This window comes from Ensifer sp. PDNC004 (assembly GCF_016919405.1).
In the GTDB taxonomy this organism is placed as follows: Bacteria; Pseudomonadota; Alphaproteobacteria; order Rhizobiales; family Rhizobiaceae; genus Ensifer.
The window spans coordinates 1,802,731-1,815,207 of record NZ_CP070353.1 but is presented as its reverse complement, the minus strand read 5'-3'; the positions used below and the strand labels follow the sequence as shown (position 1 = coordinate 1,815,207).

The 12,477-nt window shown below is 63.6% G+C and carries 14 protein-coding genes and 1 pseudogene; 7 read left to right on the top strand and 8 right to left on the bottom strand.

Going from position 1 to position 12,477, the window contains the following annotated elements; all coding sequences use genetic code 11:
• Positions 1-2: 2 nt before the first annotated feature.
• Positions 3-923: a LysR family transcriptional regulator gene (locus tag JVX98_RS17085; protein ID WP_205239264.1), complete on the bottom strand. Its 921-nt coding sequence runs from the start codon at positions 921-923 to the stop codon at positions 3-5.
• Positions 924-1,070: 147 nt separating this feature from the next.
• On the opposite strand from JVX98_RS17085, the gene JVX98_RS17080 reads away from it, so the two are divergent.
• From JVX98_RS17080 to JVX98_RS17070, 3 genes are all read left to right on the top strand, one after another.
• Complete coding sequence (locus tag JVX98_RS17080; protein ID WP_192447482.1) at positions 1,071-1,343, top strand: DUF2798 domain-containing protein; 273 nt, start codon at positions 1,071-1,073, stop codon at positions 1,341-1,343.
• A 166-nt stretch (positions 1,344-1,509) separates the two neighbouring features.
• On the top strand, positions 1,510-1,875 hold the full coding sequence (locus tag JVX98_RS17075; protein ID WP_156134166.1) for an SH3 domain-containing protein: 366 nt from the start codon (positions 1,510-1,512) through the stop codon (positions 1,873-1,875).
• Between the two features lie 113 nt (positions 1,876-1,988).
• Positions 1,989-2,747, top strand: coding sequence for a trans-aconitate 2-methyltransferase (locus JVX98_RS17070; RefSeq protein ID WP_205239263.1), 759 nt, complete (start codon positions 1,989-1,991; stop codon positions 2,745-2,747).
• Positions 2,748-2,807: 60 nt separating this feature from the next.
• Here JVX98_RS17070 and JVX98_RS17065 read toward each other — a convergent pair whose 3' ends face one another.
• A complete protein-coding gene (locus tag JVX98_RS17065) occupies positions 2,808-4,967 on the bottom strand; it encodes an inverse autotransporter beta domain-containing protein (RefSeq protein ID WP_205239262.1) in 2,160 nt (719 codons plus the stop codon).
• Positions 4,968-5,133: 166 nt separating this feature from the next.
• Positions 5,134-5,820 (bottom strand): annotated as a pseudogene (locus JVX98_RS17060) (NmrA family NAD(P)-binding protein); the annotation flags it as partial.
• Between the two features lie 2 nt (positions 5,821-5,822).
• Between JVX98_RS17060 and JVX98_RS17055 the strand changes: the two are divergent.
• Positions 5,823-6,137, top strand: coding sequence for a helix-turn-helix domain-containing protein (locus JVX98_RS17055; RefSeq protein WP_246765035.1), 315 nt, complete (start codon positions 5,823-5,825; stop codon positions 6,135-6,137).
• Between the two features lie 61 nt (positions 6,138-6,198).
• Here the strand turns inward: JVX98_RS17055 and JVX98_RS17050 are convergent, their stop codons facing one another.
• Positions 6,199-7,077 (bottom strand): VOC family protein, encoded by an 879-nt coding sequence (locus JVX98_RS17050; RefSeq protein WP_205239260.1) that lies wholly within the window; start codon positions 7,075-7,077, stop codon positions 6,199-6,201.
• Between the two features lie 299 nt (positions 7,078-7,376).
• Here JVX98_RS17050 and JVX98_RS17045 point away from each other — a divergent pair, with 299 nt between their 5' ends.
• Both JVX98_RS17045 and JVX98_RS17040 read left to right on the top strand, forming a co-directional pair.
• Positions 7,377-7,799, top strand: coding sequence for a universal stress protein (locus JVX98_RS17045; RefSeq protein ID WP_043620117.1), 423 nt, complete (start codon positions 7,377-7,379; stop codon positions 7,797-7,799).
• Positions 7,800-7,864: 65 nt separating this feature from the next.
• Entirely contained in the window at positions 7,865-8,209 is a 345-nt protein-coding gene (locus JVX98_RS17040; RefSeq protein ID WP_205239259.1) for a TraR/DksA C4-type zinc finger protein, read from the top strand.
• Positions 8,210-8,211: 2 nt separating this feature from the next.
• Here the strand turns inward: JVX98_RS17040 and JVX98_RS17035 are convergent, their stop codons facing one another.
• A complete protein-coding gene (locus tag JVX98_RS17035; protein WP_205239258.1) occupies positions 8,212-8,682 on the bottom strand; it encodes a GNAT family N-acetyltransferase in 471 nt (156 codons plus the stop codon).
• 243 nt (positions 8,683-8,925) lie between these two features.
• Between JVX98_RS17035 and JVX98_RS17030 the strand changes: the two genes are divergently transcribed.
• Positions 8,926-9,582 (top strand): hemolysin III family protein, encoded by a 657-nt coding sequence (locus JVX98_RS17030; RefSeq protein WP_043620113.1) that lies wholly within the window; start codon positions 8,926-8,928, stop codon positions 9,580-9,582.
• A gap of 7 nt (positions 9,583-9,589) precedes the next feature.
• Here JVX98_RS17030 and JVX98_RS17025 read toward each other — a convergent pair whose 3' ends face one another.
• The 3 genes from JVX98_RS17025 to JVX98_RS17015 all read right to left on the bottom strand — a co-directional run bounded on the left by JVX98_RS17025 (position 9,590) and on the right by JVX98_RS17015 (position 12,305).
• Positions 9,590-10,114 carry a hypothetical protein gene (locus tag JVX98_RS17025; protein WP_052201899.1) on the bottom strand — a complete coding sequence of 175 codons (525 nt, stop codon included), beginning with the start codon at positions 10,112-10,114 and terminating at the stop codon, positions 9,590-9,592.
• 106 nt (positions 10,115-10,220) lie between these two features.
• The gene (gene msrB, locus JVX98_RS17020; protein ID WP_192447476.1) at positions 10,221-10,628 is read right to left on the bottom strand and encodes a peptide-methionine (R)-S-oxide reductase MsrB; all 408 of its coding nucleotides are present in this window, start codon (positions 10,626-10,628) and stop codon (positions 10,221-10,223) included.
• Between the two features lie 84 nt (positions 10,629-10,712).
• Positions 10,713-12,305, bottom strand: coding sequence for an EAL domain-containing protein (locus tag JVX98_RS17015; RefSeq protein ID WP_246765034.1), 1,593 nt, complete (start codon positions 12,303-12,305; stop codon positions 10,713-10,715).
• Positions 12,306-12,477 lie beyond the last annotated feature (172 nt).

Sequence of the window (12,477 nt, the reverse complement as noted above, 5' to 3'; positions counted from 1 at the left end):
ACCTACCAGCGCCCCTTCAGGCTCGGCACCGCATGCTCGATGAACGCGCGCACCTTCGGCGTTTGCGCCTGGCGGTCGGCAAAACAGGCGTAGAAGTCGAAGGGCTCGTGGTCGGTGCTGGCCAATCCCTCCCGCGGCAGTTCGCCGAACAGCGGCACCACCAGCCCGCGTTCGATCAGCGGCGCTGCGATGAAGGCGCCGAGCCGGGTGATGCCGGCGCCGGCGATCGCCATCTCGGCGAGCGTGTCGATATCGTTGCTGACGATCGTCGCCTTCAGCTCCGGCTCGAAGCGCAGGCCGTCGCGGGTAAAGGCCCAGCGAAAGATCCGGCCATGCCCGGCATAGCGGTAGACGAGGCAATCGTGGTGCGCGAGATCTTCCGGCCGCTGCGGGCGGCCGCGTCGCTCCAGATAGGCGGGGGCCGCACAAATGATCATCGGCACGGAGGCAAGCTTGCGGGCAATCAGCCCCTGTTCGAGCTGCAGGCCGAAGCGCACACTGATGTCGATGCCTTCGCCGATATGGTCGATCTCGCGGTCGGTGACGACGAGTTCGATCGAGACATCCGGATATCTGGCGGCGAAGGAGGGAACGAGCGGCGCAACCACGTGCCGGCCGAAGGCGACGGACGAGGCAATCTTGAGCGGTCCGCGCGGCTCGGCGCTGAGTGCCGAGACGGCGGCGGCGGCAAGCTCCAGCTCGTGCACGACGCCGCGCACCCGCTCGTAATAGATCCGCCCGCTCTCGGTCAGGCCCAGCTGGCGCGTGGTTCGGCTCAAGAGCCGGCTTCCGAGCGTGCGTTCCAGGCGGGCGATGTTCTGGCTCGCGGAAGCGGGTGTAATCCCGAGCTTTCGCGCCGCCGCGGCGATGCTGCCTTCCTCGACGCTTCTCACAAAACTCTCGACGCCGCGCAAAGTGTCCATAATACAATCCATCGAATAGAAACTTCTATTCGATGGTTTTGACTGTTTCTGAACAAGGCTGCAATGGTCTACCTGGCTAAGACGCGATCCATATAGTGCGGCCAGAAACGAGGGGGTGGTCCCCTCGATCAAACCAGGAGACTTCCGATGGAAGATACCCTATCGGCGCCGCGGCTCGCGCGTAGCCGCAAGCTGCCGCCGCGCGCGGCGCCCATTGCCTTCGCCTTCTTCATGTCGGCGATCATGGCGTTCCTGATGTGCTGCGTCATCGTCGGCGCCAACACCGGCATCGACGCCGGCTACCCGGCCCGCGTGCTCGGTTCCTACGCGCTTGCCATGCCCGTCGCCTTTTTCTGCGTGCTCATGGTCCGCCCAGTGGTCGCGCGGCTGGTCGGCGTCGTCTGCCGCCTACCAGGCTGACGAAGCCCCGTCCCGGAAAACCGGGACGGGCGGCTTCGCCCAGGTCGTTCTCGGATAGGGCGGCATTCCCGTCGTGAAATCCATTCAGTTGCAATTCAGGCGAGGGGCCGCATTCTGTTTCCTGCCGCACAAACGGCGGCCTGACCAAGGGGCAATCGAGATGGGCATGTTCAACAAATTGATGCCGGCGGCCATCCTGGCCGGGGCGCTCTCCGCTGCACTTCCCGCCACCGCAAGCACGTTCGTCGCCTGGGAAGTGTCGGGTGTCGACTGGAACGACGTGCTCAACGCGCGGGCCTGGCCATCCTCCTCCTCGGCGATCCGCGCCGGCTATCCCAACGGCACGAAGTTGCAGATGACCGGCCGCTGCATGAACGGCGTCGATCTGAAGCGCATCGCCCGCTGGTCGGTTTCCGCCCAGCGCCAGGCCGTGCGGGCCACCTGGTGCCAGATCTGGCACGATCCTCAGCGCAACGGAAACTGGCAGGAGGGTTGGGTCTACGGCAAGTTCATCCGGCCGGCGCGCTTCTGACGCGTTTGGGCGGCGACGATAAACCGTAGGCGTGGCCGGCAAGCAACAACCCCTGGTCACGTACTCCTGTATAAGGCGCGGCGTTGCTTTGTGTTATCGGGAGCTGAGGTATCGTGAACAATACCTATGGTAGACTTGCCTCTCATGTTTATAATTTAGACAAATATATTGGAAAGTCCTTCGGCGACATCGAGTACTACCGGCAGAGGCTCCACGGCTGTCGTGGGCCGATACTGGAACCGGCTGTCGGCAACGGTCGAGCGTTGATCCCGTTGCTGGAGGCCGGTTTCGATGTCTCCGGGTTTGATGCTTCGCAGGACATGCTCGACTATTGCCTCGCCCAATGTGCTGGCCGCGGCTTTGCGCCGGCCCTGTCGCGCCAGACCTTCGAGACCTTCAGCTACGACGAGCGCTTCGAGGCGATTGTCGTGCCCGCCGGTTCCTTGCAGCTGATCGCCGATCATGCAGCGGCATCAGCCGTATTGAAGCGCTTTTACGATCACCTGGGGCCGGGTGGTCGGTTGATCTTCGATCTTTACCCGGGCGACATGGTCGCGGACCTGCAGCCGAATGTGCGCAGCTGGCAGACGGAGGCGGGTGAGCTTTTGACCCTGACCAGCCAGCGGGTGAAGACCGATATCATCGGTCAGACGACCATATCCCACCTGCGTTACGACCTCTGGCAAGAGGGTCGGCTGGCGTCGAGCGAGCTTGAATTCTTCACCATGCGCTGGTGGGGCGTTCAGGAAATGGCGCTGACGCTGCAGGCGGCCGGCTTCGTCGATCTCGCCGTTTCCGGCGACTACACCTTCGGCCGTACTCCAAAGGACGGGGACCACGTCGTCACCTTCGAATGCCACCGCCCGGCATAGTGCACCGAAGAAAACCGGCAAAAAGAGCCACGCCCGGCCGCCCGGGCGTGGCTTCGGCTATCAGCGGCAACGGGCCGCGGCGTTGCCCTGGTCGAGCTTGACGCCGTTGACGGTCAGAACCGAGCCCGGCGATTGGGTGATCGTCCCAGCCGACCAACCGTTGTCGAGCAGGCAATCCTTCGGCGTGTTGGTCACGCTGACATTGCCGGTGATGTCTTCGGTCGGGCCCGAGAAGTAGAGGCCGGCCTTCCCGGCCTTGTCGACGGTCATGTTCTTCAGCACGATGTCGCGCACCGGTCCTCCAAGGAACTCGAACTCGTTGCCGTAGATGAAGGCGCCATAGGTGCCGGCATTCGTTACCTTGACGTCCTCGAACGAAATCCCCGAGACCGGATTGAAGAAGATGCCGGCGTTGCGGGTGCCGTCGACGGTCAGTCCCTTGACGTTGACGTTGGTGGTCGTCGCATCGAGGTTCGGGCTCGAGACCAGCATCAGCCCGTTGATGCCGCCAAAGAGCCGCATGTCGTTGATCGCGACATTGGAGGTGCCTTGCAGCACCACGAGATCCATGTCCCGGTCCTGCTTGGCATTGTCGACCGTCACGCGGTTGAGGCTGACATCCTTTCCGGCGACGAGCAGCACGCCTTCGCGGCGGGAGTTGCTGATCGTCACGTTATCGAGCGTGACGTTTTGCGTGCCGGTGACCAGTTCGTAGTCGGTCCGTCCGACTTTCCTGAACTCGCCGCCGGCAAAGACCCCATAGGTGACCTTGTCGATGACAGTATCGCGTACCGTTACGTTGCGGCTGCCGACGGAGCTGACGGCGGCATAGGGCGCCTTGTTGGGGTTGTAGATCGAGAATTCGCAGGTCGTGTTGTTTTCGCAGATGTAGAGGTCGTGAATGCGGCTGTCCTGGACCAGCGCGCCATCGACCCGCGTGAAGCGAATGCCGTCATGGTTGGTCGCAGCAATATCGACATTGTCGACGGTAACGCCCTTGGAATCGGCCGCCGAAATACCGGCAAGACCGCCGCGGACCGAAAGCGACGAGATGGTGCTGCCCGACGCCATGGCGATGACGTCCTGGGCCGGGTTGTAACCGGTAATCGTCGTGGCTGCGCCCCGGTTGACGAAAGTTGCGGTCGCGCCGCTGCGCGCGCCGCTAACGGCAATTGCGCCGCCGCCGCCGAGGAGCGTCTGGCCGTTGCCGAGCGCGAGTGTCCGGTCGAGACCGAGGTTGCCGTCTGCAAGGATCAGCGCGTCGGCACCGGCAGCGCCGATCAGGGCGTTGATGTCGGAGGCATTGCCGGAGGCCGATGAAACGGTCACCACCCGGCCGGCGTTACGGCCGGTGCCGGCAAGCTGCGCGGCCTCGACGTCGCCGGTGGCGCCGGCATGGGTGCGGATGCGGGTGGCGCGCTCGACACGCTGAGTCATCGGATCGAAGGCGTCTGCGGTCGAGCCGGTCGCGCCGAACGGGATGCGCAGCCGTGCCATGACGGCGCCCTTCAGCTTGTCCTCGTTGTCATAGGTGCCGGTCACGCCGAGCGAGACAGTCGATCCCTCGGAAAGACCCGGCAGGTCGGCAAAGGTCAGCTCTGCACGCAGCTTGGCGCCGAACATGTCGCTGAGGTTGCGGCCGCCGTACCAATAGCTGCCGCCGAAAACCTTCAGCTGAACGTTGGAGTCTTCGGCGAAAACAGGCAGGCGTCCGCCGATTTCGGCGTCGATGCCGCGCCGCGCCCGTTCCTTGCCTTCCTGGAAGACGAGCACATGGTCGCGCACATAGGCGGCATTGAAGGCGCTCAGCGTCTTGGCGCCGGTCAATGGCAGGTAAAAGTTGCTGCGCATTTCGAGGTCGCCGCTGAGCGCCTCGAGGCCGAAGGACAGCTGGCTGAAGGAATTGCCGTAGTCGCTTTTCAGATAGTCGTAGTAGCCATAGCCGCCGATGACCCACTGGTCGTTGGCGCGGAAGCGATAGCCCGCACCGATGGAGCCCTGTCGGACGGAGTCATTGGCAATGGTCCCGCGTGTATCGATGAAAATCGCATTGCCCGAATCGAGCACGAAGGGGAGGAAGAAGCCGCCGCCGGCAGCTGACCCGCCGCTGAAGAACCCGCCTTCGATTTCCGCCTGCGGACGAAAATCCACCGCCAGCGCGGGGCTCGAAAGAAGTGTGCTGCTTGCCAGGGCAGCCGCAAGAAAATTCTTATTTTTCATATTATTAACTCCGCATGTATGCGGCCTTGGGCGAGGCCGGTTGGGCATGCGGTTAAAATATGTGAGTGTTATACTCAAGTTTATTGATCGGTTGTCGGCGAACTATCCAGCGGCGTGTTGACGCAGGCCGCCCGGGTGTGGACGGGCGACCATTGTGTGGGGCCGGTCAGGCCTTGAGGGCCGCGGAATTGTCTCTGGCGTAGGTTTCCAGGCTGCGCGGCGCGTGGCCGGTCAGCGTCTTCACATCGCCGGTCGGGTTTGCCACACAGCCTTCGCGCACGGGATGGAAGATCGAAGCGAGGAAGCGGGCGTAGTCCTCAGGCACGCCAGCGCCGACCAGCATGCCGACGAAGGTCCCGTCATCGACCGGCGTGTAGGCGACCGGCTTGCCGGTGACGCGCGACAGGATCGCTGCCGCCTCGCCATAGCTCAGCGCTTCCGGCCCGGTGAGGTTGAAGGCGCGGCCGTTGAAGGTGTCGCTCGTCAGCGCTGCCACGATGCTATCGGCGATGTCGCGGGTGTCGATGAAGCTCGTCTTGCCTTCGGCCGCCGGAACCGCGATGGCGCCGTGGCGGATACCTTCTATCCAGTAGCCCTGGAAATTGTCGGAAAACCAGTTCGGCCGCACGATGACGAAGGGCGTTCCGGTTTTCTCGAGCTGCAGTTCAAGCTGGCGATAGGGGATCTTGTCGTCCGCATCGACGCCGATGACGGTCATCAGCACAACCTTGACGCCTCGCGCGGCAGCGGCGGCCATGATCGGTCCGACCAGCCCGACCGGATCGAGATATCCCGCCGGTGTCAGCGCGAACAGGCGGTCGATGCCGTCGAGCGCCGGGCCAAAGGTCGCGGCTGGTGCTGGACAGGCTTGCCGACAAGTGGGCCGTGCTGGTGCTCGGAAAGCTCGATGAAAAACCGGTGCGCTTCAACCAGTTGAAGCGTGAGATCGACGACGTCTCGCAGAAGGTGCTGTCGCAGACCCTGAAGAAGCTGGAGCGGGACGGGCCCGTCAGCCGCAGCGTCTTTGCGACGGTGCCGGTGACGGTGGAATATGCGATCACGCCGCTCGGCCGCACACTGACCTCGACGGTCGCGGCGCTGACGCGCTGGGCGGAGGAGAACATCGAGGCCGTACTGCAAGCCCAGCAAAAATACGACCGCAGCGCCTGAGGCGGCTGCGGTCGGCAAGTTTGCCACGGGCGCAAAGGCGTCTGTGGCCTGGGAGAGAGGATCAGGCGACGAGCTTGAGGCCGATGCCCCAGGGATCGACGAGGCTGTGGCCACTGCCGTTGCGGCTGACGGCGATTTCCAGCGCTTCGAGCTTCGCAAGCGCTGCCGTGAGTTCAGCCGGCTCCTTGTACTGGATCGTGTAGTCCGACAGTCCGGTCATGTGGCCTTCGCGTTTGGGCGCGCCGCGCGAGTTCCAGATGTTGGCGGCGACGTGATGGTGGTACTTGCCCGCGCCGAAGAAGCTCGCGCCGGGATAGCGTGCCATCAGCCCCAGGCCCAGAACGTCGCGGAAGAAGGCGTCGGCCTGAGGAATATCGGAAACCTGCAGGTGGATATGGCCGATGGCCGTCCCGTCCGCCATGCCGCCCCAATTGTCCTTGGGCGCTTCGTCGTAGAGCGCCTGCAGATCGAGCGGCAGCGTATCCATGCCGACGGTGCCGTCGGCCTTGAAGCTCCATTCGGCCCGCGGTCGGTCGCGATAGACTTCGATGCCGTTGCCTTCGGGATCGGCGAGGTAGATCGCCTCGCTGACCAGGTGGTCGGACGCGCCCTGCAGCCGGACATTGTTGTGTGCGATATGGGCGAGCCAGCGGCCGAGCTCTTCGCGGTTCGGCACGAGAAAGGCGTTGTGGAACAGGCCGGGCGCGTTGCGCGGTGCCCGCGCGGCGTTGCCCTCGGTCGTCAGCGTCAGCAGCGGGCGGCCATTGACGCCGAGCGTCTCGCCGCTCTTGCTGGCTTCAATCGGGCTCAGGCCCATGATCTTCTGATACCAGGCGGAAACGGCCGGCAGATCCTGGACGACCAGATGCGCATGCTCGACATGCGCGGGCATGGCAAGCGCATGGTCGGTCGGCATGTGGAAAGTCTCCTGCGAGGTCATATCGGTCTCCTTGGCATCGAAGCTACGGCCGGTTCGCCGTTTCAGTCTCGTCGAAACTGCTCGGAATATGGGCCGCCTCGTTCGTTCACGGAAGACTGTCAGTCACTTGATGTTGTGTTCGACGCGCGTTGACAGTGATTGTTGTCGCCCTACCTCATTTCGAGTGGGGCCATGCGCGCGCAGCGCTTCGATTTGATTTCAATCAAAGCCGAAGATGCCGTCGAGGCGCAATCTTGAGGCGAGGGATTGGCCTGTGGCAGCAGCCTGGCGATCCGCGTGGGCAACAGAAGGAGTACAGCATGTACAAGAAGATCATCGTCCCGATTGCCATGGATCAGCTCGAACACGGCGAGTCCGTGCTTGGCATTGCCGAAAAGCTGATCGATGAAGGGGGCGAGATTATCCTGCTCAACGTCGTCGAGGACCTGAACGCCTATGCGCAAGGCTACATGATCGTCGACTTTCCGCTGGAAATGGTCGAGGAATCCCGCAAGCAGGCGCTCAAGACGCTCGAGGCGCTTAAAACCAAGCATGGGATCAAGGGCCGCATCGAAATCCGGACCGGCGGGGCCGCCGGCACCATCAACGCCTTTGCCAGCGAAGAAAACGCTGATCTCGTCATCATCGCATCCCATCGGCCGGGTCTCATCGACTACTTCATCGGATCGACGGCAAGCCGGGTCGTCAGCCATTGCCCCTGCGCCGTTCTCGTCGACCGGTAAGCCACGAACAACAAGAGCGCATGCGGCGCGTGACCTTCGCGCCGCCACCGCCAAGGAGTCTTCAGATGGACAAACATGGGCTTGACGACTTTCACGACCGCCTGACCCGCCGCAAGGCGGAACTGCAGGGGCGTCTGGTCAAGATCGAGCACGATCTCGATGAGCCGATGAACGCTGATGTCCCGGACCGGGTGACCGAGCGGGAAGGGGACGAGGTGCTCGAAGGCCTTGGCCTTGCGGGCCAGGAGGAAATCCGCGGGATCGACGCCGCGCTCGATCGGATCGCCGCCGGCACCTTCGGAACCTGCGTGCGCTGCGGCCTGCCGATTTCGGCGGCGCGCCTTCAGGCCGTGCCTCATGCCCCGCTCTGTCAGGACTGCGCCACCGAGGTCGCCCGCGGCGGGCGGTAACGTCAGGCGGTCGTGCCGCCCCCCAAATCCACTTTCAGCCGGGGCAGGAACCGCCCGGGGATCACGCTCGACGCGACGACCCCGTCATCGACTGCCCCCATACGGCGGTAAAAGTCGGCGGCACCGGGGTCTGCGTCGATCGTCATGACGGTCGCACCACGCCTGCGCGCCGCGGCGACGCACCAGTCGAAAAGCCGTCGGCCAATGCCTGCCGCCCGTGCTTCCGGTTCGATGAACAGCTTGTCGAGTTCGACGTGGTTGCCGCTCCCGCGGACCTGCGCCAGGCCGACGATGCGTTCGCCGTCCGTGGCCACCTGCAGGTCCGAATCCGTCCAGTCGTCGGCCGTAAGCGTCAAGGCCGGTCGGCACGCTTCAAGAAAAGCCTCGTCATAGCCCCAAACAGCCTTCGATCGCAGGCAGAGGTCGCTGAGCACGGCCGCTTCCTCCGGCTGAGGGGTGCGCAAGACTGACATGATGATCCTCCCGATCGGCGTGTTCCGGCCGTTCATGTGGTCATCGCGGTGGCCTTGGGCAAGTCTCCTTTCAAACTTCGCAGATTTGTTATGGGATTGTTGTAATGCGTTGCAAAAGTTGATGCTTTTGCCGCGGCGCTACTTCTTTGCGGCGGCGAAGCCTTGTGGCAGGATGGTGGAAACGTTGCGGTGCGACGGGCATGCGCGCCGCTGGAGAAGATAAGGCTCGGGGAGAGGGAAGACGTGGAATTCGCAGGCGTCAAATGGAACTATGACCGCTCGGAACTGATTGCCGACGGCATCGTTCACGGCATCGGCCTGGCGGCTGCACTGGTTGGCGTGACCGCGCTGATCTTCTACGCAACGCTATGGAGCACGACCGGGCAGCTTGCCGCCGCGGCCGTCTATGGCGCCGGGCTGCTTGCGACCCTCTCGATCTCCTTTCTCTATAATCTCTACCCGGTTTCACGCACCAAGTGGTTCCTGCGCCGCTTCGACCATTCCTCGATCTTCGTTCTGATTGCCGCCACCTATACGCCGTTCCTGCAGCGCGGCCTCGATGATCCGTTCCTGTTCGTGATGCTGATCGGCATCTGGGCGATCGCCGGTCTTGGCGTCGCCATCAAGTGCCTCTTTCCGGGGCGCTTCGACCGGCTGGCGATCCTGCTCTATCTTGCCATGGGCTGGAGCGGCGTGCTCGCCGTCGGCCCGCTGTTGTCGGCGCTGACGGCAACGACGCTCGTGCTGATCCTGATTGGCGGCATCATCTATTCCGCCGGCGTGATCTTCCATGTGTGGGAAAAGCTGCGCTTCCAGAACGCCATCTGGCACGGCTTCGTCGTGACAGGGGCGGCGGTGCACTATTCGGCCGTGCTGACCTGTTTCAGCGCCGCGTCCTGAGGGGCGATCAGTTCGGCGCTTCGCCGGCCGCCGCAGCGATCGGTGGATGCTGACAGCCTTCCGAAGGCCTCAGGGCCTCCGCCATCCGCGAAATCACGCCGTCGAAGCTGGTGAGCCGGGTCTTGCGGTACTGCAGGCGGAAATAGGCGGCGCTGCCGTCACAGAGCGCGATGGCGCGGGTGTAGAACACTTCGTCACCGCGCGCGCCCGAGAAACTCGCCCAGGCCGCCGTTACGCGCGAATAGGAAATCCGCCAGTCACCCTCCCGCTCGTAACCCATGCGGTCGTTGACGTCGGTCTCGAAGTCACCGTCCATGAGCGTGCTGCCGAAGACCGAAAGGGTCGCGCCGTTGTCGCTGGCATGAAAACTCGCGCCATCGCCATTATCGCCCTCGCTCTGCAGTTCGAAGCCGGGGGGAATGTCGAGCACATAGCCAAATCGAGCGTTGGCGTAGGGAACCCAATCCTCTGCCGCCGACGCCGTCAGGGCGGAAGGGAGCAGCAAGGCGAGGGCAGTCAGGATGCGTAGCATGCGGACCTCCTCTCGCTTGCTCGATCTATAACTTCTACCGCGGTTGGCGCCACGGGGCCGTTCCCGGCGGAACAGCACTCCATGCCACTCCTTCCAGGCTCCGGTGTCAATCCTCGGTAAACGTCATCGCATGGCCGTTCAGGCAATAGCGCAGCCCCGTCGGCGGCGGGCCGTCGGGAAAGACGTGACCGAGATGGGCGTCGCAATCGGCGCAGCGGATTTCCGTGCGCACCATAAAGTGGGAGCGGTCCTCGATCTCGCGGATCGCCTGATCGTCGATCGCGGCGAAGTAGCTCGGCCAGCCGCAACCGGAATCGAACTTGGTGTCGGAGCGGAACAGCGCCCGGCCGCAACAGACGCATTCGTAGGTGCCGGTCTGCTTGTTGCTGAGGAACGGACCGGTGAACGGACGCTCGGTGCCCTGTTCTCGCGTGATGCGATACTGCTCCGGCGAGAGCTGCGCCCGCCACTCCGCATCGGTTTTCACCACTTTCGGCGTCTTTACGGTCGTCATGAAAGTCTCCTGTCGTTGCGGCGACTATATAGGAATGCGCGACCGCGCGCGCAAACATCGCCAGCGCCCGTTCCGTGACGCACCTCAAGCGATTTCGCGGCGGATCACCGCCGGCCCGGCCCCGAGCCTGCGTTTGCTGTCGTTGTAGAAGGCAATGAACTCGGCCGCCGGCAGCGCCTTGGAAAACAGCCAGCCCTGGCCGTATTGCACGCCCCGCTCGATGAGATAGTCGGCCTGCTCCTGCCGCTCGATCCCCTCGGCGACGATGTAGAGATCGAGCGATTTGGCGATGTCGATGATATGGGGTGTGATCGAGCTGGTGGCCGAATCGGTGCCGATCGTGTCGATGAAGGACTTGTCGATCTTCAGCGCATCGAGCGGAAGCTCCTGCAGGTATTGCAGGCTCGAATAGCCGGTGCCGAAGTCGTCGATGGCCACCGAGTGGCCGCGCCGACGCGCTTCCTCGATCGTCGTCCGGGCGGATTTCACGTCCATGAAGCCGCGTTCGGTTGCCTCCAACCAGATCTGTTCCGTGATTATGCCGGTGTTTCGAAGCGCCGTCTCGATCACCGGCAGGATGCGCCCGGATTTCAGGTCGTCGGCGGCGAGGTTGATGGCGATGTGCAGCGAGCGGTCGGCGACGAGCACGCTCTTCAGCTCGGCGATCGTCGCATAGAGAACCTGATCGGTGATCTCCTCGATCAGCCCGTTTTCCTCCGCAAGAGGGATGAACAGATCCGGGCGGACCATCTGCCCATCCGGCCGCCGCCAGCGCACCAGAGCCTCCGCGCCGACGCAGATGCCGGTCTTGAGCTCAATCAGCGGCTGGTAGTGCACGATGAACTCGCGCCGATGCACGGCAATCGAAAGCTCGCCGAGCGGCGACAGGCGACGCCGGGACAGCCAGACGACGAGGCCGACCATCAGTGCCGCGACCAGCGCCCCGCCCGGCAGGAGCAGCAGGCGTTCCCGATCCATGTCGCTGAGAATGGCGATACTGGGCGCAGTGGCAACCGCGATCCAGTTGGCGTCCCGTGACGTTGCAAAGAGGTCGTCGGCATTGCTGCCGGTCTTCGGAAGATCGGCAAGATGCTCCGTGAGCTGCGGGTCAGGATCGTTGAGGGTACTGATCAGCACGCCGTTTTTGGTGGCGACGGCAAGCCGGGTGCCGGGCTCTGCGATCACGTCCACGAAACGGATCGGATTGGTCAGCACCGTATAGGAGCGGTACCGGAAAGCCGTCATGGGCGCGCCGGTGCTGATTGTCGGATACATCCGCGGGATGACCTCGACGCCATTGCTTGCGAAGAAATCGGCCGGTGGTGCGCGGGTGAGGCGGCGCGGCGGGTAGCCCCACGAGGTGCATCTGAGCAGCCCGTTCTCGAAATAGCCGATGTCCTCGATGGCGGTGGTGTTGACGACCAGCGAGCGCAGCGCCGCGATATGCGTGGCCATGCATGGCGGAATGTCGAGCCGGTCGGCGGTCTTCAGCGCCCGCGACGCCTCATCGAGCGCGGCGTCGGCGCGCATGATGGCATAGTCGGCAAGACGGGCAAGCCGTGCCTGCTCGCTGCGCACGGCGATCGACCAGGAAAGGTAATAGGCTGCCAGCATCGGCAGGATCGCGCCGAGGGCAGCCAGGATACTGGCGATGACGACTATGCGAGATCGTTCCAAGCGGGTCCCGCCCATTCGTTATGTGGTCTTCTGTTTCGTGCCCGCCGCTAGCGACAGCGGCACGGGCAACCGCGTCTCAGCCGTTGCAAGGTCTGCCGGCGTCGTCGTCGCATCTGTTCATTCTGAATTGAGGGCGTCTGCAAATACAACTATCACGTCTTGCAGTTCGGTT